Origin of the sequence: Streptomyces lichenis (assembly GCF_023218175.1) — a bacterium.
GTDB classification, from domain to species: domain Bacteria; phylum Actinomycetota; class Actinomycetes; order Streptomycetales; family Streptomycetaceae; genus Streptomyces; species Streptomyces lichenis.
Window position 1 is genome coordinate 244698 of sequence record NZ_JALPTH010000006.1, and the last position, 19395, is coordinate 264092.

Consider the following 19395-nt stretch of genomic DNA (forward strand, 5'->3'; position numbering starts at 1 on the left):
ACGGCCCCCCGGGCCGCGGGCCCCGCCCCGATACGCGGCCGCGCGGGATCCCCCCTCCCGCGCGGCCGCTCACGCCTGTTCCGGCGCCGGCGCCGATGTCCGGGCGCGCGGTGAGCCGCTTACGCCCTGAGCCGTCGCCGTCTCACTCCACCAGCCCCGCCACCAGCTCGGTGGCCCGCTCCGGGAGGACGCCCGCCGCGATCAGTACCGTCACCGCGGCGGAGCGGCCGGCCTTGCCGGGCGGCAGGGTGCCCGCGTTGACCGCCTCCATCAGCCCGAACAGCACCTGCTCATGGACGTAGGCGAGCGCCGCCGCGGGCAGCGGGGAGCTGAACACCCCCTCGTTCAGGCCTCGTTGCAGCAGGTCCGCGCAACTGCGCCGGACCGGGGCGAGCCGCTGCCTGATCCCTTCCATGGTGACGCTCCGCTGCGCGAGGGCGACCAGCAGCCGGTAGCGGTCGGCGACCCGCCAGGCGTTCAGGGTGGCCCGGGCGACCGCCTCCGCCGGGTCGTCCACCCCGTCCCGTCCGGCCGCGTGCGCCTGGGCGACCGACTCCACCGCGCTGTCCACCAGGGCGGCGATCAGCGCCTCGCGGCTGGGGAAGTGGCCGTAGACGGTGCGCCGGACCACCCCGGCGGCCCGGGCGATCTGGTCCATGGAGGCGTCCGGGTCGCGCAGCAGCTCGGTGAGGGCGACCTGCTCGATACGGCGCCGATTGGCGTCCGCCCTGCCAGAAGGAGCCACGCCCGCGGGCGTCGCGCCGGAAGGAGTCACATCCGAAGAAGTCACCCCCTCATTCTGCACCTCGTTTTGCACATGGCTGTGCAGTCACGTAACTTGCACAGTGCTGTGCATTTACACACCCATGTGCAAGTGGCTGGGTGAGAAGCGAAACGGAGGGTGTTCAGGCCATGCGCCTCATCAGGAACCAGCCGGTGGAGTCCGAGTCCCGGCCCTATCCCCAGCGCTGGTGGGCGCTGGGTGTGCTCTGCCTGAGCCTGCTCATCATCGTGATGGCGAACACCGCCCTCACCGTCGCCGCCCCCGACATGACCCGGGACCTCGGGCTGACCAGCTCCGACCTCCAGTGGGTCATCGACGGCTACACCGTCCCGTACGCGGCGCTGATGCTGCTGCTCGGCGCGATCGGCGACAAGTACAGCCGGCGCGGCGCACTCGTCCTGGGCCTGGTCGTCTTCGGCGCCGCCTCGGTGGCGGGCTCGCTCACCGACTCCTCCTCCGGCGTGGTCGCCGCCCGGGCCGCGATGGGCGTCGGCGCCGCGATGATCATGCCGGCCACGCTCTCCCTGCTGGCCGCCACCTTCCCGCGCGCCGAACGCGCCCGGGCGATCGTGCTGTGGACCGCCACCGCGGGGCTGGCCATCGCCGCCGGGCCGCTGGTCGCCGGGGCCCTGCTGGAGAACCACGGCTGGGCCTCCACCTTCCTGATCAACGTGCCGGTGGCCGCGCTCGCCCTCGTCGGCGCCCTCACCCTCGTACCGCCGTCGAAGGCCGCCCGGCACGGCCGTATCGACTACGTCGGCGGGCTGCTGTCCGTGGTCTGGGCGGGTGCGCTGGTCTACGCGATCATCCAGGGGCCGCACTTCGGCTGGGACGCCAAGGCCGTCACCTCGGCGGTCGTCGCGGGTGTCGCCCTGCTCGCCTTCACCCTGTGGGAGCTGCGCCACCCGCGCCCGCTGCTGGACGTGCGCCGGTTCGCCAACCGGGCCTTCGCCGGGTCCAACCTGGCCGTGGCGCTCTTCTTCCTCGCCGTCTTCGGCGCCTTCTACTACCTGACCCAGCACCTCCAGTTCGTCCTGGGCTACGACCCGCTGGACACCGGTGTCCGCATGCTGCCGCTGGCCGGCGCCGTCTTCGTCGGCTCCGCGCTCACCGGCTACCTCACCCCGCGGCTCGGCATGAAGGTGACGGTCACCGCGGGCATGGCGCTCGGCACGCTGGCGCTGGCGCTGCTGACCCGGGTGGACGCGGGCAGCGGGTACGGGGACCTGGTCGCCCCGCTGATCGTCCTCGGCGCCGCCATCGGGCTGGCCCTCTCGCCCTGCACCGACGCCATCATGGGCGCCTTCCCCGAGTCCGAACTCGGCGTCGGCGGCGCGGTCAACGACACCTCCCTGGAGCTGGGCGGTTCGCTCGGCATCGCCGTACTCGGCTCCGTCCTCGCCTCCTCCTACTCCGACCACCTCGCCGACGCCGCCGGTGGCAGCGGGCTGCCGGCCTCCGCCCTGGACACCGCCCAGGACTCGGTCGGCGCCGGCTACGCGGTCGCCCAGGGCGTCGGCGACAAGGCCCAGGCCCTGCTCCAGCAGGCCGCCGCCCATCCCGAGCAGGCCGCCCAGCTCAAGGCGCAGGCCGCGCAACTCTCCGACGGGGCGCGCCAGATGGCCGACGCCGTCACCGCCGCCTTCTCCGACGCGGTCGCCCACACCAGCCTGGTCGGCGCCATCGTCCTCGGCGCGGGCACCCTCCTGGTGGCGCTGCTGCTGCCCCGCCGCCCCCGCCCGGACGCCACCCCGGCGCCTGTCCGGAAGACCGAGCACCCTCGCGAACCGGCCGGCGTCTGACCACGCCCCCTCCACACCCGCGGGCCCCGGGAAAACGGTATGACGTCCCGGGGCCCGCGGTGCTGGGATGGCGCCATGGACAGCGTGAAGACGGCCACCGTCGACCGGACCGGCTACCCGGACGCGGTCACCCCCTGGGAGGACCCCGACTGGCGGGCCGCCGCCCTCGACTGGATCACCACGAGCCTCGCGGCGCACGGCCTGCGCACCCCCGGCCCGGACCGCATCCGGCTCCGCCCCTGGTCGGTCCTCCTCCGCCTGCCCGTCCAGGACTCCGCCGTCCGCTGGTTCAAGGCCAACCCGCCCGGCAGCCGCTTCGAGGGCCCGCTGACCGCCGCCCTCGCCCGCCGCGTCCCCGGTCACGTCCTGACCCCGCTCGCCCTGGATGCCGACCGCGGCTGGTCCCTGCTGCCACCTGGCGGCGACCTCTTCCGCGACGTCCTGGCCCGCGGCCCCGTCCCCCTCGCCGCCTGGGAGCGGCTCCTCCACCAGTACGCGGAGACCCAGCACGCTCTCGTCCCGTACGCCGACTCCCTCCTCACCCTCGGCGTCCCCAGCGCCCGCACCCTCGAACTCCCCGCCCTCTTCGACCGGCTGGTCGCCGACAACCCGGCCCTCCTCCCCGAGGGCCGCCGGCGGCTACGGGCACTCCGCCCCCAACTCCTCGACTGGTCCGAGGAACTGGCCGCCGTGGGCGTCCCCGACACCCTGGACCACACCGACCTCCACGACGGCCAGCTCTTCCACCGCGCCACCCCCGGGGCCCCGCCGCACTTCACCTTCTTCGACTGGGGCGACGCCGCCGTCTCCCACCCCTTCGGCTGCCTCCTGGTCCCACTCCGCCGCGCCGCCGAACTCCACGGCCCCGCCGCCCTCCCCCGCCTGCGCGACGCCTACCTCGAACCCTGGACCTCCCCCCACCTCCCCGCTCCCAGCCTCCGCCGCGCCGCCACCCTCGCCTGGCGCCTCGCCCCTCTGCACCGCGCCCACTCCTACGGCCGCTTCTTCCCCGCCGAGGCCGCCACCGGCGCCCCGGACGCCGCCCGCTGGCTGCTCAGGCTCGCCGACGAACCGGAGGTGTAGGGGGCCGTTCACCACCGTCCGCCCGCCCCCTCTGCTCAAAGTTCGGTGAACCCTCCGGTGCCGCGGCCGCCGCGGCGGTACCGTCCGCCGCATGAGCGATGACCAGTGCGACCCCCGAGTCCAGTGGCCGCTGCCGCCGGCCTGGATGTTCGACTGCGAGGACTGCGTCCGGCTGTACGGGCGGATGAAGCGCATCACCGACATGATGTGGGAGATGCACTTCACCGGGGAGAAGGGCGTCGACTACGACCCGATGGACAGCCAGGTCGGCTCCATGATCGCCATGATCCGCCATATGGCCATGGCGCACGAGGAGTTGCTGCCCGACTGGGAGCCGGACTGCCCCTCCTGCGCCGAACGTCGGCAGTCGATCGCCCGCGCGGTCGCCCGGAGCGCGAGCCCGGACGCCGTGGTCGTGCTCCAGGAGCACCGCGCCGCCCACGCGGTCCTGCCACCCCACAGCGCCAAGAACCTCTGACCTGCCCTTTCAGCAGTGCCAACTCCCGCTCGTCCAGCACCAGATCGACGGCCCGCCGCCGAGTCGCGGGCCGCCTCGGGGCGGCTGGCACCCGGGGTGGGGTGGGCGCCAGCCGCTTGGCCGAGGACTCGGCGGCACGCCGCAGGTGGCCCGCGTCCGCCACCGGCCCCTGAGGACGGGCATGGGAAAGGGGAGCCCCCGCCGCGGTGGCGGCGGGGGCTCCCCTTCGCGTAAGCTTCATGGTTCGTGTACGGGTGCGCGCAGGCATGGCGAAGCCGCACACGGAAGTTCAGTTCACGGAACATACCGCGCCGGGAGTGGGATTGTCAACGCAAGCGCAGGAGCCGGAGATGCGGCAGTCGGAGACGGCCGGAACGCCGACCGCGGGGGACACGGCGAGGACGGACGAGCTGCGGGCGGAGCAGGCGTTCACCGACGGGCTGTACGCGCGGCTGGACCGGCTCCGCGAGCAGGCCGCCGACGCGCTGAAGGCGGCGCTCAAGGCCGGTGGCAGCAGCTTCCAGGCGCGGCAGGAGCGGGATGTGCTGGTGGCCGAGCAGTCCGCGCTGCTCGCCGGGTACGAGGCCGGTGAGCACGGGCTGTGCTTCGGGCGGCTGGAGTTCCGCGACGGGCGGGACCACCACATCGGGCGGGTCGGCATCCGGGAGGACGACGCCGAGCGCACCCCGCTGGTCATCGACTGGCGCGCCGAGGTGGCCCGGCCGTTCTACCTGGCCACCGGGTACCACCCGATGGGGCTGCGCCGCCGGCGCCACCTCACCACCCGGGGCCGCGAGGTCACCGCCCTCCACGACGAACTGCTCGACCTCGGCGACCCCACCCGCACCGGCCACGAGAACCCGGACGCCGACGCCGTACTGCTGGCCGCGCTCGGCGCCGCCCGGACCGGCCGGATGACCGACATCGTGCAGACCATCCAGGCCGAGCAGGACCGGATCATCCGCGCCCCGCACCAGGGGGTGCTGGTCGTGGAGGGCGGCCCCGGCACCGGCAAGACCGCCGTCGCACTGCACCGCGCCGCCTATCTGCTCTACGCCCACCGGGAGCAGCTGGCCAAGCGGGCCGTGCTGATCGTCGGCCCCAACCCGGCCTTCCTCGGCTACATCGGCGAGGTGCTGCCCGCGCTCGGTGAGACCGGAGTGCTGCTGGCCACCCTCGGCGAGCTGTTCCCAGGCGTCTCGGTCACCGCCATCGACACCCCGGAGGCCGCCGAGATCAAGGGACGGGCCGGGATGGCCGAGGTGCTGCGGCAGGTGCTGCGCGACCACCAGACGGTGCCCGCCACCGCCCATCCCCTGGAGATCGACCACGAGGACTACGGCACCCTGCTGCTCGACCGGAACATGGCCGAGGACGCGCGCTGGGACGCCCGTGGCACCGGGCTGCCGCACAACCTGGCCCGGCCCCGGTTCGCCACCCGGATCATCGACGCCCTCACCGTGCAGCTGACGGAGCGGCTGGGCGCCGACCCCTACGGCGGCCCCAATCTGCTGGACGCCTCTGACATCGCCCAGATCGGCAAGGAGGTCGCCGCCAGCCACGAGGTGCACGCGGCCATCGAGGAGCTGTGGCCGAGCCTCGCGCCGCAGGACCTGGTGGCGGCCTTCCTGGCCGAGCCGGAGCGGTATCTGCCGGACGGCGAGGCCGAGTTCGTCCGCCGGGAGCCCGCGCCCGGCCCGGCCGGCGGGCCGTGGACCGAGGCCGATGTCCCCCTCCTGGACGAGGCGGCCGAGATCCTCGGCGAGGACGACTCGGCCGCCCGGGCCGCCGCCGAACGCGCCCGCACCGAACGGATCGCCTACGCGCAGGGCGTGCTGGACGTCTCCTACGCCTCGCGGACCTACGAGTTCGAGGACGAGGAGTCCGAGCTGCTCTCCGCCCATGACGTCATTGACGCCGAGCGGTTCGCCGAGCGCCACGAGGAGGAGGACCACCGCAGCGCCGCCGAACGGGCCGCCGCCGACCGCACCTGGGCCTTCGGCCATGTCATCGTGGACGAGGCGCAGGAGCTGTCCGCGATGGCCTGGCGGCTGCTGATGCGGCGCGTCCCCACCCGCTCGATGACCCTGGTCGGGGACCCGGCCCAGACCGGTGACGGGGCAGGCTGCGGCTCCTGGCAGGACATCCTGGAACCGTACGTGGGCGACCGCTACGAGCATGTGGTGCTCGGCGTCAACTACCGCACCCCCGCCGAGATCATGGCCGTCGCCGCGGAGCTGCGGCGCGCCCAGGACCCGGACTTCACCCCGCCCCGCTCGGTCCGCTCCACCGGGGTGCCGCCCTGGGAGACGGTCTCCGAGGACCCGGTGGCCGACACCGCGGCCGCCGTACGCCGGGACCTGCCCGCCGAGGGCCGCCTCGCCGTCATCGCCCCACCCGCCCGGGTCCCCGCCCTGACCGCCGCGCTCCCGGAGGCCGCCCACGGCGCCGCCCCCGACCTGACCCGGGCCGTGGTGGTCCTGGAACCCCGCCAGGCCAAGGGACTGGAGTTCGACACCGTGCTGGTCTGCGACCCCGATGCCATCGCCACCGCCGGCCCGCACGGCGTCAACGACCTCTATGTCGCCCTGACCCGCGCCACCCAGCGCCTCGGCGTCATCCGCGCGGCCGACGGCTGACGAGCCCGGCGTCCGGGTCTCAGCCCGAGCCCGCCCGAGCCGGGCCCCGGCCACCGACTGACGCCCCGCCTCACCCCTCCCCGCCTCACCTCGCCCGACCACCCCCCGGCCGCCGACCGACGCTCACCCCGCCCCGCCCACCGCCCCGCCCAGTGCCGTGCGCAGTCGCCGGGCCTGGCTGACGTATTGCGAGGAGCCCTTGCGGTCCGCCGCGGCGTCCAAACCCTCCGGGTAGGGCCCGGTGGTGCCGCAGCGTTCGACGCAGTCGGCGGCCACGGCCAGCAGTTCGCCCGCCCCGCGCGGGGCCGGACCGGCGGCCGGGTCCGTCAGCAGGGCGGGCAGCGCGGGGGCCAGCACCGCCCAGGTGGTGGCGTACGCGCCGGTGGCGGCCGCCGTCCGGGCCGCGTCGGCCAGACGGGTGGGCTTGACCGTGCCGAGGCCCAGCAGTTCGGCGAGGTCCCGGCCGATCCTGTCGGTGTCCAGGTCGCCCCGGGCGGCCAGCACCAGCAGCGCGTCCACCGCCGCCAGCCGGTCCTCGGTGTGCCGGGCGCCCAGGCCGGTGGCGACGGCCAGATGCAGCACCGGGCCCGCCTCGCCGCCGAGCTCGGCCAGCGGGGGCAGCATGGCGCAGCCGCCCGACTCGTCGGCGGTGGCGCAGGCCGTCACCTCGGGCAGGGCCCAGGCGGCCTGGGTCTCCCGGTCCTCCGGGAGCATCGCCCGGTGTACGCCGTCCATCCGGTGCCAGTGCCAGCAGCGCTCGATGGTGCCACTCCGGGGGCGGGCGAGCGTATGGAACCCCGGGGGGAACTGATGCTGCGGCGCCAGCCACCCGCCGATCTCCACCACCAGTCGGCGGACCCCCTCGCGGGCGCGGTTCCATGGACGGACATTGTCCACCGCCGGCTCCCTGGTCTGGCGCACCAGCCGGTCGCCCGCCTCGGCGGGGGAGGCCAGCCACTCCGCCAGGCGTTTTCCGGCCGGTGTGCCGAGGCCCGCCGCCGAGGGCGCGGCGGCCGGGTCGCGGCGGACCCGCAGCAGGGCCTGGGCGAAATCGGCGGGGGTCGGCTCCAGGCCCTCGCGGGCGTAGGCGGCCAGCCGCCCGACCAGTTCCTCCGGGTCGATGGTCCCGGTCTCCCAGGTCGGGGTGGCGAGCAGGAAGGGCAGCGGAGCGGTCAGCACGCGGTGCGCCGCCTCGTAGACCCGGGCCCGCAGCACCTGATCCCGCGCCTCGTGCACGCAGCCCCCGCGCCGGTGGCTGCGCGGCGCGGGGCGGTCGGGCAGGTCCGTCGGCCGCAACCGGCCGAGCACCGCCGCGGCCACCACCTCCAGCCAGTCCAGCCGGTCGATGTCCACCATGCCGTGCGTGCCGGTCTCCCAGCGCCAGCCGTCGGCGAGCAACCCGGCCAGGCCCTCGGCGAGCGCCGGCCGGTCGCGGTGGGCGTGCCGGACCAGCCCGTCGAGGGCGGTCTCGAACTCGGCGGCGTCCGACTGCCCGGCCCGCACCAGTGCCACCACCAGCTCCACCGTCTCGGCGACCGTGTCCGGCGCGGGCGGCAGTCGGCGGGTCACCGGGGCAGGCGGCAGGACCTCCTCGTACGGCTCGTCGTCGGCAACTCCGTCCGGCCGGGTGCCGAAGAGCTCGGCGGCGGCCGCCTGGTGGGTCGGGCTCAGCAGCTCCGCCTGCCCGGCCAGCTCCTCCCGCAGGGCGGTGTCCTCGGGGCGGAGGTACCGGGCGGCCAGGGCCAGTGCGCGCTCCTGGAGGGCGGTGTCCTGGTGGCTGAAGGCGGCGGCGGTGGCGGGGAGCAGCACGTGCCGGGCCTTCGGGTCGCGCCGCAGCGCCTTGCCGAGAAGCACCAGTTGGGCGCGGACCAGCTTCTTCTCCGGGCGGAACAGCACCGCCTCCGCCAGCTCGGCCAGCCGCTCGGCGGGCAGCTCCCCGGACTGCCAGAGGCGGGTGAGCACCTGCTGGGCGTCGGCGGCCACCGGGGAGGGGCCGTCGGCGGCCAGGGCCATCCAGTCGGCGGTGTGCTCCCGCTCCTCCTCCGCGGTGAGGTCCAGCGTGCGCAGCAGCGCGGTGAAGACCCGCAGGTGCTGCGGGCGGCCGCCGCGCACCAGCCGGGAGACGGTCCCCCGGACCAGCATGGACCGGTCCAGGGTGCCGTCGGCGGCGAGCCGGGCCAGCACGGCCGGCCAGTGCTCGTGCTGCTCCGGGTCGCCGAAGCGGAGCAGCGCGTCGGCCGGCTCCACCGTCTCGAAGAGCCGCGCCACCAGCTCCGGCGCGGCCGGGTCCGCGCGCAGCGCCTCGCTGAGCCGCCGGGCCCGAGGACGGTCTCTGACGTTGAGCCAGGCCATGTCCTGCGCCCAGCCGTGGACGAAGCCGTCGCTGCTCGTGGGCAGCGGGCAGCCGGCCAGCCGGACCAGGGCACGGATCAGCGGGTAGTCCTCCTCGGCGGTGCTCGTCCTGGCCGCCAGCCGGTGGGCGACATCGCCCAGCCAGGCCGGGTCGCGGTCGGCGAGGACGCCGAGCAGCCGCTCGGTGGGCAGGCCGTTCCAGTCCCGCAGCACCCGGGAGCCCAGCCAGGAGGCGGCGGTCGCGGCGCCGGTGTGGCATCCGGCACCGGCCAGCAGCAGCGCGACACGCATCCCGTCCCGCCGCTCCCAGTCGTTCCAGCCGAGGTCGCGCAGCTCCTTGCGGAGAGCGGGCAGTTCGCCGGACAGCTCCCGGCGCCGGGCCGGGGAGAGGCGGGCGACCAGGGAGGCGATGGACGCGTGGCGGCCGGCCCGGATGGCATCGATCACGTACCCGAGCGCGCCGGGGGCGTCGTCCGTGGCGGTGGTCTCGGTGGTCTGGCTCATCGGGTGGCTCCGGCGGAGGTGTCGGTGACCGTGCCGGATGTGGCGGCCCGGCGGGCGAGGCGCACGGCGAGGGCGTGCTTGCAGGGGCCGCGCCGGCCGCGGTAGTCGGCCCACCAGGGGCAGGTGCAGCTCAGCACCCCGCCCGCCGACTCCCGTACCTGGTAGCGCAGTTCGCCGGAGCGCACCTGGGCGACACCCTCGGGGCCCAGGGTCACCGCCCCCTCGGCGAGCAGCGCGCGGGCGTTCACCAGGCGGGGGTTGTGGCGCTCGGCCCGCCCGGAGTCGTAGGGCAGCTCGCGGTGGAAGTAGGCCGCGTCGGCGATGTCGTAGCCGACCCGGCCGGCCGTGCCGAGGCGGGTCAGCGCGGCGCGCACCCGGGCCGTGCTCAGCCCGGACTGCTCGGCCAGCTCGGCCGGGTCGATCCGCGGCTCCCAGGCCAGCAGCACCGAGATCAGCTCCGCGTCGGCGGCCGCCTCGTCGGTGGCCAGCGCCTCCAGCACCCCGCCCTCCCCGGAGAAGCCGCGCGCCGGGTCCGGCGACAGGGTCAGGGTGAGCCGCATCCCGGGCAGCGCCACCTCCCAGGCGGCGGACACGCCCGCCCCGTCGGCCCCGCCGGCCGGCGGCCCGTACACCCGCAGCGCGGTGGCGTGCCGCAGCACCCGCTGGAGGGCCACCAGCCGCTCCGGGCCGGGCAGGCAGACCGCGCCGGGGGCCGGCCGGGTGGTGGGGCGCAGGGTGCGGCCGGCCGGGACGACCCACATGGGGCCCCGTCCCGTACCGGAAGAGGAGCGCGGCAGCGAGCGCAGGAAGCGCACCGCCTCGGCGGCGCTCAGCTCGGCCCGCAGGTCGAAGCCGGCCGAGACCACCTGGGACTCGGCGAAGCCGCGCAGCCAGCGGTCGGGCAGCGGCACCTTCTTCTCCACCACCGGACCGTCCATCGTGGTCACCGCCAACTCGTCCGGGCCGACCCGCAGATGCATCGGCTCGTCCCCGGCCAGCCGGGACAGCGCCTCCCGCAGCGGGTTGTTGACGTCCACATTGGTCGTGCCGTGGCCGGTGTCGGCGCCGTCCAGCCCCTCCCGGAGGATGTCCAGCCGGGCGTACACCCCGCAGCAGCCGGAGAAGGACTCGAAGCGCAGCCGGTCGCCGTTGCCGGTGACCACCGGGTCCAGCGAGGCCCGCAGGGTGCGCTGGTAGTAGCGGGCCGCGGCCACGTCGGCCACGGCCAGCAGCCCCTTGGCGGCCACCTGCGGCGAGGTCAGGAACCCGGCGAAGAAGCTCGGATGGGCCTCCGCGCCGACCGGCGTCAGCCCGCCCGCGGTCTCCAGGCCCAGGGCGGTACTGCCGGCCCCGGCGACCAGGGCGGAAGGGCGTGCGTAGGCGAATGCCTGTACGGATCGGCTCATGGGGAAAACGCTAGAGGCACCCACTGACAACGCCTCGAATCGCGCTTCCACGCGGGAAGCGGGAGGGGCGGTGACCGGTCCTCACCGGTCACCGCCCCTTACGTCCCGAAGACTCAGGCTGCCTCAGCTCACGCCGGCCGCAGCCACACCGTCGCCAGCGGCGGCAGGGTCAGCCGGATGCCGTCGCCCTCGGTCTTCACCGGCTCGGAGTTGCGCACCCCGCTGCCGCCGAACCGCTCCTCGTCGGTGTTGAGCACCTCCACCCACTGCGCGGCCGCGTCCTCCGGAACCCAGAGGCGGAACTCCTCGCGCACCACCGGGCAGAAGTTGCTGACCGCCAGCAGCGGGGCGCCCTGCGCGTCGTACCGCAGGAAGGCGAAGACGTTGTCCTCGGCGCCGTCGCCCAGCGACCACTGGAAGCCGCGCGGGTCGGTGTCCCGCTCCCAGAGCGGCGGGGTGGCCGCGTAGACACGGTTCAGCTCGGCCACCAGGGCCTGCATCCCGCGGTGGTCACCGGCCGAGTGGTAGTCGTCGGAGGTGAGGAACCACTCGGGGCCGCGCGCCTCCGACCATTCGGCTCCCTGGGCGAACTCCTGACCCATGAAGAGCAGTTGCTTGCCGGGGTGGGCCCACATGTAGCCCAGGTAGGCGCGCTGGTTGGCGCGCCGCTGCCACCAGTCCCCGGGCATCTTGGTGACCAGCGAGCTCTTGCCGTGCACCACCTCGTCGTGCGAGATCGGCAGCACGTAGTTCTCGCTGTAGGCGTACACCATCGAGAAGGTCATCTCGTTGTGGTGGTGCTTGCGGTGCACCGGCTCCTTGGAGACGTAGACGAGGGAGTCGTGCATCCAGCCCATGTTCCACTTCAGGCCGAAGCCGAGGCCGCCGGAGTCGGTGGGGCGGGTCACGCCCTCCCAGGCGGTGGACTCCTCGGCGATGGTGACCACACCGGGGCAGCGGCGGTAGACGGTGGCGTTCATCTCCTGGAGGAAGCCGACCGCGTCGTAGTTCTCCCGGCCGCCGTGCTCGTTGGGCAGCCACTCGCCGCCCTCGCGCGAGTAGTCCAGGTAGAGCATCGAGGCGACCGCGTCCACCCGGAGCCCGTCGATGTGGAACTCCTGGCACCAGTAGACCGCGTTGGCGACCAGGAAGTTGCGCACCTCGGTGCGGCCGTAGTCGAACTCCAGCGTCCCCCAGTCGGGGTGCTCGGCCCGGCGCGGGTCGGGGTGCTCGTAGAGCGGGGTGCCGTCGAACCGGGCCAGCGCCCAGTCGTCCTTGGGGAAGTGCGCGGGCACCCAGTCCACGATCACCCCGATGCCGGCCCGGTGCAGGGCGTCCACCAGGAAGCGGAAGTCGTCCGGGGAGCCGAGCCGGGCGGTCGGCGCGTAGTAGGAGGTGACCTGGTAGCCCCAGGACGGGGTGAAGGGGTGCTCGGAGACCGGCATCAGCTCGACGTGCGTGAAGCCGAGCTCCTTGACGTACGCGGGCAGCTCTTCGGCCAGCTCGCGGTAGGTCAGCCCGGGGCGCCAGGACGGCAGATGGAGCTCGTAGACCGAGAACGGGGCCTCGTGGACGGGGCGGTCGCCGCGGTGCGCCATCCACTCCTCGTCCTGCCAGCTGTAGTGCGAGGCGGTGACGATGGAGGCGGTCTCCGGGGGGCACTGGGTGCGCCGGGCCATCGGGTCGGCGCGCAGCGAGTGGCCGCCGTCCGGGCCGACCACCTCGAACTTGTACAGCTCGCCCTCGCCCAGGCCGGGCACGAACAACTCCCACACCCCGGTGGAGCCCAGCGAGCGCAGCGGCAGCCCGCTGGCCCCGTCCCAGTAGTTGAAGGCGCCGACCAGGCGCACCCCTCGGGCGTTGGGCGCCCAGACGGTGAAGCGGGTGCCGGCCACGCCCTGGTGGACCATCGGCTCGGCGCCCAGCGCCTTCCACAGCTCCTCGTGCCGGCCCTCACCGATCAGATGCAGGTCCAGCTCGCCGAGGGCCGGCAGGAAGCGGTACGGGTCGTCGGCCTCGACCGTCTGCCCGTCCGGGTACGCGATGTGCAGCCGGTAGTCGGGTACGGAGGCGAGGCCCGGGAGCACCGCCGAGAACAGGCCGTCGCCCTCGTCGTGCAGCTCGGTGCGGTGGCCGTCCACCACCACGGCCGCGCCCACCGCGTGCGGGCGCAGCACCCGCACCGCGAGCCCGCCGGCCACCGGATGGGCGCCGAGCAGCCCGTGCGGGTCATGGTGCTCGCCGGCCAGCAGCCGCCCCCGGTCGGCACCGTCGAGCCGGGGCGCCGGGGCGGTGGACTCGGCGCTGCTACGGGGCTGGGGCGGGGCCCCGGCGGGCGGCGCGGTCAGCGGTGCGGACTGGGGCAGCGGGGCCTTCGCGTCCGACGCCACCGGCCCCTTGGCGGGCGGCTGCTCGGCCGGCGCCGTACGGGGCGGCACGGCTTCGGCGCCCTTGGCGGGCTGCTCGGCCAGGGGAGCGGGATTGCGGGTGGGGCGACGGGGGGTCACGGGGAAGTGCCTCCTTCAGGGGCGTCTTCTCATTCGTGGATGCTCGGTTCACAGGGGGTGCGGGTGCGGCCGGTCAGGGGTGGGCGGTCTGCCCGGCCAGCCGGCGGATCGCCGCCATCGGCACCGGCAGCCAGTCGGGGCGGTGCCGTGCCTCGTACAGCACCTCGTACACCGCCTTGTCCGTCTCATAGGCCCGCAGCAGCGCCGGTGCGGACCTGGGATCGGAGCCGGAGGCCTCCGCGTAGCCGGAGCAGTAGGCGTCCCGGCACCGCTCGGCCCACTCGGGTTTCGCGCCGGGGTGCGAGGCGGCCGCGTAGTCGAAGGAGCGCAGCATCCCGGCCACGTCCCGCACCGGTGGCTGCTCGCGGCGCCGTTCGGCGAGCGGCTTGGCGGGCTCCCCCTCGAAGTCGATCACCGACCACTGGCCGTCCGGGGAGCGCAGGGCCTGGCCCAGGTGGAGGTCGCCGTGGACCCGTTGGGCCCGGCAGGCGAGGTCGTCCTCGGTGCAGTCGCCGACCGCGTCGAAGGCGGCCCGCAGCCCGGGGACGTACGGCATCAGCGCGGGCACCGCCTGGGCGGCCGCGTCCAGCCGGCGGTTCATCCCCTCCACCAGGTGCTCGGTGGCCGGGCGGCCGAGGGCGACCGTGGGCAGCGCGGCGGCCAGCGCGGTGTGCACCTCGGCGGTGGCCCGGCCCAGCGCATGGGCCTCCTCGGTGAACTCCCGGCCCGAGGCGAGCGCCTCCAGCGCCAGCTTCCAGCCGTCCTGGGAGCCGCGCAAGAAGGGCTGGAGGACGCCCAGGGTGCTGGCCTCGCCGCCCCGCCCGCCGCCCCCCGTCTCGTACCAGGCGACCGGCGCCGGCACCCGGCCGCAGCCGGCCCGGGCCAGCGCCAGCGGCAGCTCCAGGTCCGGGTTGGCGCCCGCCCAGACCCGGCGGAACACCTTCAGGATGTAGGTGTCGCCGTACACCAGCGAGGAGTTGGACTGCTCGGCGTCCAGCACCCGGGGGGCCAGTCCGTCCGGGATGACGGCGGTGCGGGCGAAGCGCAGCGGACCCAGTGGTCCGGGGGTGCGCAATCGTTCCATCAGCAGGGACGCGAGGCGCGGATCGCTCAGCCCCTCGTAGACCATCCGGCCGGCCAGCGGCCCGTCCGCCACCCGCCCGATCCGGGCGTGCGCGAGCCCCGGCGGCAGCTGGCCGCGTACGCCCAGCAGCAGCTGGTAGCAGTCGCCCTGGGCGCCGCCGGACGGCCCCGGCTGCTGCACCCGCACCAGCAGGTGCACCAGTCCGGGCCCGGCGGTGTCGACCGGCAGCAGCTCGGTCGCCGACACCAGCTGGAAGCCGGTCACCGGCCGCCCCTTGCCGGCGAACCAGCGCTGGCGCGGCAGCCACTCGTGGAGCAGCGGGACGAGGGAGGGGAGCAGGGCGACCGGGGCCCGGGCGGTGGATGCGGTCTCCGACATGGCAGCGCGTCCTTTCCCCGGGCACTACGAAATGCACATAACGTGCAGAGTGTCCCGGAATGCGGCGATTGCTGTCCGGATGTGCGGGACGTGTCGGGCGGGGGACAGTCCAGATAGACCCGAATCGACGTATGCAGGAAAGCGAGCCGATGGCCCTGCGTGCGTACGCCCCGCCCTCCTCCTACCCCCATCGGGTGACGGTAGGCGCCGAGTTGACGGCCCGGCGCCACTCCCCTCCGGAAGGGGCACCGGGCTCGGCCGAACGGGCTACGCCGGCTTGCGCAGCGGGGTGACCGCCTCGCCGGAGGAGCCGGGGGAGCCGGGAGGCCGCTGGGTGGCCGCCGCCGGGGCCGCGCCCGGGGAGGCGGCGGCACCCGGGGCCGCGCCGACCGGCGGCACGCCCGGGGTCGGCGGCACCGGACCCGGCGGCAGCGCCGCCCCGGTCCCGGTGACCTTCCGGCCGGTGGCGGTCTTCTTCACGGTGTCCTTGCGCAGCCGGAACCAGTAGAAGCCGTGACCCGCGAGGGTGAGCAGGTACGGCAGCTCGCCGATGGCCGGGAAGCGCACCCCGCCGATCAGCTCCACCGGGTGCATCCCGTTGAACTCGCTCAGGTCCAGCTCGGTGGGCTGGGGGAAGCGCGAGAAGTTGTGGACGCACATCACCAGGTCGTCGCCGTACTCCCGGAGGAAGGCGAGGACGGCCGGGTTGGACGACGGCAGCTCGTTGTACGAGCCGAGGCCGAAGGCCGGGTTCTGCTTGCGGATCTCGATCATCCGGCGGGTCCAGTGCAGCAGCGACGACGGGGAGGCCATGGAGGCCTCCACATTGGTCACCTGGTAGCCGAAGACCGGGTCCATGATCGTCGGCAGGTAGAGCCGGCCCGGGTCGCAGGAGGAGAAGCCCGCGTTCCGGTCCGGGGTCCACTGCATCGGGGTGCGCACCGCGTCGCGGTCGCCGAGCCAGATGTTGTCGCCCATCCCGATCTCGTCGCCGTAGTACAGGACGGGCGAGCCGGGCAGCGACAGCAGCAGCGCGGTGAACAGCTCGATCTGGTTGCGGTCGTTGTCGAGGAGGGGCGCCAGGCGCCGCCGGATGCCGATGTTGGCGCGCATCCGCGGGTCCTTGGCGTACTCCGCGTACATGTAGTCGCGCTCCTCGTCGGTGACCATCTCCAGGGTCAGCTCGTCGTGGTTGCGCAGGAAGATGCCCCACTGGCAGCCCGCCGGGATCGCCGGGGTCTTGGCCAGGATCTCGGAGACCGGGTAGCGGGACTCCCGGCGGACCGCCATGAAGATGCGCGGCATCACCGGGAAGTGGAACGCCATGTGGCACTCGTCGCCGCCGGAGGCGAAGTCGCCGAAGTAGTCGACGACGTCCTCCGGCCACTGGTTGGCCTCGGCCAGCAGCACGGTGTCCGGGTAGGCCGCGTCGATCTCCTTGCGGACCTGCTTGAGGAAGGTGTGGGTGGCCGGGAGGTTCTCGCAGTTGGTGCCCTCCACCTGGTACAGGTACGGCACCGCGTCCAGCCGGAAGCCGTCGATGCCCAGGTCCAGCCAGAAGCGCAGCGCGGACATGATCTCCGCCTGCACGGCCGGGTTCTCGTAGTTGAGGTCGGGCTGGTGGGAGAAGAACCGGTGCCAGTAGTACTGCTTGCGCACCGGGTCGAAGGTCCAGTTGGACGTCTCGGTGTCGACGAAGATGATCCGCGCGTCCTGGTACTGCTTGTCGTCGTCGGCCCAGACGTAGTAGTCGCCGTAGGGGCCCTCGGGGTTGTTGCGCGACTCCTGGAACCACGGGTGCTGGTCGCTGGTGTGGTTCATCACGAAGTCGATGATCACCCGCATGCCGCGCTGGTGGGCGGCGTCCACGAACTCCACGAAGTCGGCCAGGTCGCCGAACTCGGGAAGCACCGAGGTGTAGTCGGAGACGTCGTAACCGCCGTCTCGTAGCGGGGACTTGAAGAACGGCGGCAGCCAGAGGCAGTCGACCCCGAGCCATTGCAGATAGTCCAGTTTGGCGGTGATCCCCTTCAGGTCGCCGACGCCGTCGCCGTTGCTGTCCTGGAAGGAGCGGACCAGTACCTCGTAGAAGACGGCGCGCTTGAACCAGTCGGGATCCCGGTCCTTGGCGGGCGTGTCCTCGAAGGTGTCGTGGACGGGCTCGTTGACGATCATGATGTGGGTGACCCTCCGATCGGCGGGGACGGTCGCAGGACGAGGACGTGCGCGGGCGTGACGCCCGGCTCTAGGCGCACGTAGTTGGCCCTGCCCCAGTGATAGGTCTCGCCGGTGAGCTCGTCGCGCACCGGCACGGACTCGTGCCAGTCGAGGCCGAGCTCCGGCATGTCCAACGACACCGTCGCCTCCTGGGTGTGGCGCGGGTCGAGGTTGACGACCGTCAGAACAATGTTCGAGCCCGAACGCTTGCTGAACGCGATGACGGCGTCGTTGTCCGCGTGGTGGAAGTGGACCGAACGCAGCTGCCGCAGCGCGGCGTTGCGCCGGCGGATCCGGTTGAGGTCGGTGACCAGTGGGGTGATGGTGCGCCCCTCGCGCTCGGCCGCCTCCCAGTCCCGCACCTTGATCTCGTACTTCTCCGAGTCGAGGTACTCCTCACCGCCCTGCTTCAGCGGCGTGTTCTCGCACAGCTCGTAGCCGGCGTACATGCCCCAGGTCGGGGACATCGTGGCGGCCAGCACCGCGCGCACCATGAAGGCGTTCCGCCCGCCGTGCTGGAGGTAGCCCGGGAGGATGTCGGGCGTGTTCACGAAGAAGTTGGGCCGCATGTAGGCGGCCGTCTCCCGGGACAGCTCGGTCAGGTACTCGGTGAGCTCCTGCTTGCTGTTGCGCCAGGTGAAGTAGGTGTACGACTGCTGGAAGCCGACCGCCGCCAGGGTCCGCATCATCGCGGGCCGGGTGAACGCCTCGGCCAGGAAGATCACGTCCGGGTCGCTCTTGTTCACCGCCGCGATGACCTTCTGCCAGAAGACCACCGGCTTGGTGTGCGGGTTGTCCACCCGGAAGATCCGCACCCCGTGCGCCATCCAGTACCGCAGCACCCGCAGCGTCTCCCGGACGATGCCGCGCATGTCCTGGTCGAAGGCGATGGGGTAGATGTCCTGGTACTTCTTCGGCGGGTTCTCCGCGTACGCGATGGAGCCGTCCGCCCGGTGGTGGAACCAGGCGGGCCGCTTGGCCACCCACGGGTGGTCCGGGGAGCACTGGAGCGCGAAGTCCAGCGCCACCTCCAGCCGCAGCTCCCGGGCCCGGGCCACGAAGGCGTCGAAGTCCTCGATGGTGCCCAGCTCCGGGTGGATGGCGTCATGGCCGCCCTCCGCCGAGCCGATCGCCCACGGCACGCCCGGGTCGTCCGGCCCCGGGGTGAGGGTGTTGTTGCGGCCCTTGCGGTGGCTGGTGCCGATGGGGTGGATGGGCGGCAGGTAGACCACGTCGAAGCCCATCGCGGCCACCGCGGGCAGCCGCTCGGCGGCGGTGCGGAAGTTGCCCGAAATGAGTCGCCCGCCCTCCTCGCGGGCCCCTTCGGAGCGCGGGAAGAACTCGTACCAGGAACCGAAAAGCGCCCGCTCCCGCTCGACCTGGAGCGGCAACGGGCGCGAGGAGGTGACCAGTTCGCGCAGCGGGTGGGCGGCGAGCGCCGCCACCGCCTCCGGCGCGTAGGCGGCCGCCAGCCGCTCCCTGGGGGCCAGCCGGACGTCCCGCAGGGCGTCCACCACGGCGAGCACGGCCTCCCGGCCCTCGCTCTTCGGTACGCCCTCGGCGGCCCGCTCGTGCAGCTCGGCGCCCTCGGTCAGCACCAGCTCGGTGTCGATCCCGGCCGGGATCTTGATCGCGGCGTGGTGGCGCCAGGTGGCGAGCGGGTCGCTCCACGCCTCCACCGCGTAGGTCCACCGCCCCTCACTGTCCGGGGTGACCTCGGCACCCCATCTGTCGGTGCCCGGTGCCAGCTCGCGCATCGGGGTGAACGGCCCGGTCCGCCCCGAGGGGTCGGTCAGGACGACATTGGCGGCCACCTCGTCGTGCCCCTCGCGGAACACGGTGGCGGTGATCTGGAAGGTCTCGCCCGTCACCGCCTTGGCGGGCCTTCTCCCGCAGTCGACCAGCGGGGAGACGTCGAGGACGGGAATGCGACCGATCTGCGGGTTCACGGCATCACCTGATGGTTGCTTGCGGGGTAGCGCTCTTTGTAGCCGCTCCGTTGACAAGGGGGACGTCGCCGGCAGGGTCGCCCCCGGACGCGTTCACTCGGGTGGGCGGGTACCGGTTGAGCCTTCCCATACCTTCCGGATGTTCAACACGGTGATTTGTTAACTCTTTTGGCTGATACGGAGGGGCGATAACCAGCCCCGTTCGGGTGAAG

General features: G+C 73.8%; 10 protein-coding genes and 1 pseudogene. 4 read left to right on the forward strand and 7 right to left on the reverse strand.

Annotation, left to right across the window (positions count from 1 at the left end; translation table 11 throughout):
* Window positions 1-142 precede the first annotated feature (142 nt).
* A complete protein-coding gene (locus tag M1O15_RS09025; RefSeq protein WP_248632746.1) occupies window positions 143-745 on the reverse strand; it encodes a TetR/AcrR family transcriptional regulator in 603 nt (200 codons plus the stop codon).
* 167 nt (window positions 746-912) lie between these two features.
* On the opposite strand from M1O15_RS09025, the gene M1O15_RS09030 reads away from it, so the two are divergent.
* The 4 genes from M1O15_RS09030 (at window position 913) to M1O15_RS09045 (ending at window position 6786) form a co-directional block, all read left to right on the forward strand.
* The gene (locus M1O15_RS09030; protein ID WP_248632747.1) at window positions 913-2586 is read left to right on the forward strand and encodes an MFS transporter; all 1674 of its coding nucleotides are present in this window, start codon (window positions 913-915) and stop codon (window positions 2584-2586) included.
* A gap of 75 nt (window positions 2587-2661) precedes the next feature.
* Window positions 2662-3669, forward strand: a complete 1008-nt coding sequence (locus M1O15_RS09035) for a phosphotransferase family protein (RefSeq protein WP_248632748.1) — start codon at window positions 2662-2664, stop codon at window positions 3667-3669.
* Between the two features lie 91 nt (window positions 3670-3760).
* The gene (locus M1O15_RS09040) at window positions 3761-4147 is read left to right on the forward strand and encodes a hypothetical protein (protein WP_248632749.1); all 387 of its coding nucleotides are present in this window, start codon (window positions 3761-3763) and stop codon (window positions 4145-4147) included.
* 350 nt (window positions 4148-4497) lie between these two features.
* Complete coding sequence (locus tag M1O15_RS09045) at window positions 4498-6786, forward strand: HelD family protein (RefSeq protein WP_248632750.1); 2289 nt, start codon at window positions 4498-4500, stop codon at window positions 6784-6786.
* A 123-nt stretch (window positions 6787-6909) separates the two neighbouring features.
* Here the strand turns inward: M1O15_RS09045 and M1O15_RS09050 are convergent, their stop codons facing one another.
* The 6 genes and pseudogenes from M1O15_RS09050 to M1O15_RS09075 form a co-directional block, all read right to left on the reverse strand.
* Window positions 6910-9642, reverse strand: coding sequence for a DUF6493 family protein (locus M1O15_RS09050; protein WP_248632751.1), 2733 nt, complete (start codon window positions 9640-9642; stop codon window positions 6910-6912).
* Window positions 9639-11048 carry an SWIM zinc finger family protein gene (locus tag M1O15_RS09055; protein WP_248632752.1) on the reverse strand — a complete coding sequence of 470 codons (1410 nt, stop codon included), beginning with the start codon at window positions 11046-11048 and terminating at the stop codon, window positions 9639-9641. Before M1O15_RS09055 ends, M1O15_RS09050 begins: the two co-directional genes overlap by 4 nt.
* A 128-nt stretch (window positions 11049-11176) precedes the next feature.
* Window positions 11177-13555 (reverse strand): 1,4-alpha-glucan branching enzyme, encoded by a 2379-nt coding sequence (gene glgB, locus M1O15_RS09060; protein ID WP_248632753.1) that lies wholly within the window; start codon window positions 13553-13555, stop codon window positions 11177-11179.
* Between the two features lie 73 nt (window positions 13556-13628).
* On the reverse strand, window positions 13629-15017 hold the full coding sequence (locus tag M1O15_RS09065) for a maltokinase N-terminal cap-like domain-containing protein (protein WP_248632754.1): 1389 nt from the start codon (window positions 15015-15017) through the stop codon (window positions 13629-13631).
* A 483-nt stretch (window positions 15018-15500) separates the two neighbouring features.
* Window positions 15501-17192 (reverse strand): annotated as a pseudogene (treS, locus tag M1O15_RS09070) (maltose alpha-D-glucosyltransferase); the annotation flags it as partial.
* On the reverse strand, window positions 17189-19183 hold the full coding sequence (locus tag M1O15_RS09075; protein ID WP_248632755.1) for an alpha-1,4-glucan--maltose-1-phosphate maltosyltransferase: 1995 nt from the start codon (window positions 19181-19183) through the stop codon (window positions 17189-17191). The gene M1O15_RS09075 and the pseudogene treS, both read right to left, overlap by 4 nt.
* Window positions 19184-19395: the final 212 nt, after the last annotated feature.

Bases quoted from the DNA above. Each gene is read 5' to 3' on its own strand.
- M1O15_RS09055 (WP_248632752.1), bottom strand. From the start codon at position 11,048: ATGAGCCGATCCGTACAGGCATTCGCCTACGCACGCCCTTCCGCCCTG.
- M1O15_RS09050 (WP_248632751.1), bottom strand. From the start codon at position 9,642: ATGAGCCAGACCACCGAGACCACCGCCACGGACGACGCCCCCGGCGCG.
- M1O15_RS09065 (WP_248632754.1), bottom strand. From the start codon at position 15,017: ATGTCGGAGACCGCATCCACCGCCCGGGCCCCGGTCGCCCTGCTCCCC.
- M1O15_RS09045 (WP_248632750.1), top strand. From the start codon at position 4,498: ATGCGGCAGTCGGAGACGGCCGGAACGCCGACCGCGGGGGACACGGCG.
- M1O15_RS09035 (WP_248632748.1), top strand. From the start codon at position 2,662: ATGGACAGCGTGAAGACGGCCACCGTCGACCGGACCGGCTACCCGGAC.
- M1O15_RS09030 (WP_248632747.1), top strand. From the start codon at position 913: ATGCGCCTCATCAGGAACCAGCCGGTGGAGTCCGAGTCCCGGCCCTAT.
- M1O15_RS09040 (WP_248632749.1), top strand. From the start codon at position 3,761: ATGAGCGATGACCAGTGCGACCCCCGAGTCCAGTGGCCGCTGCCGCCG.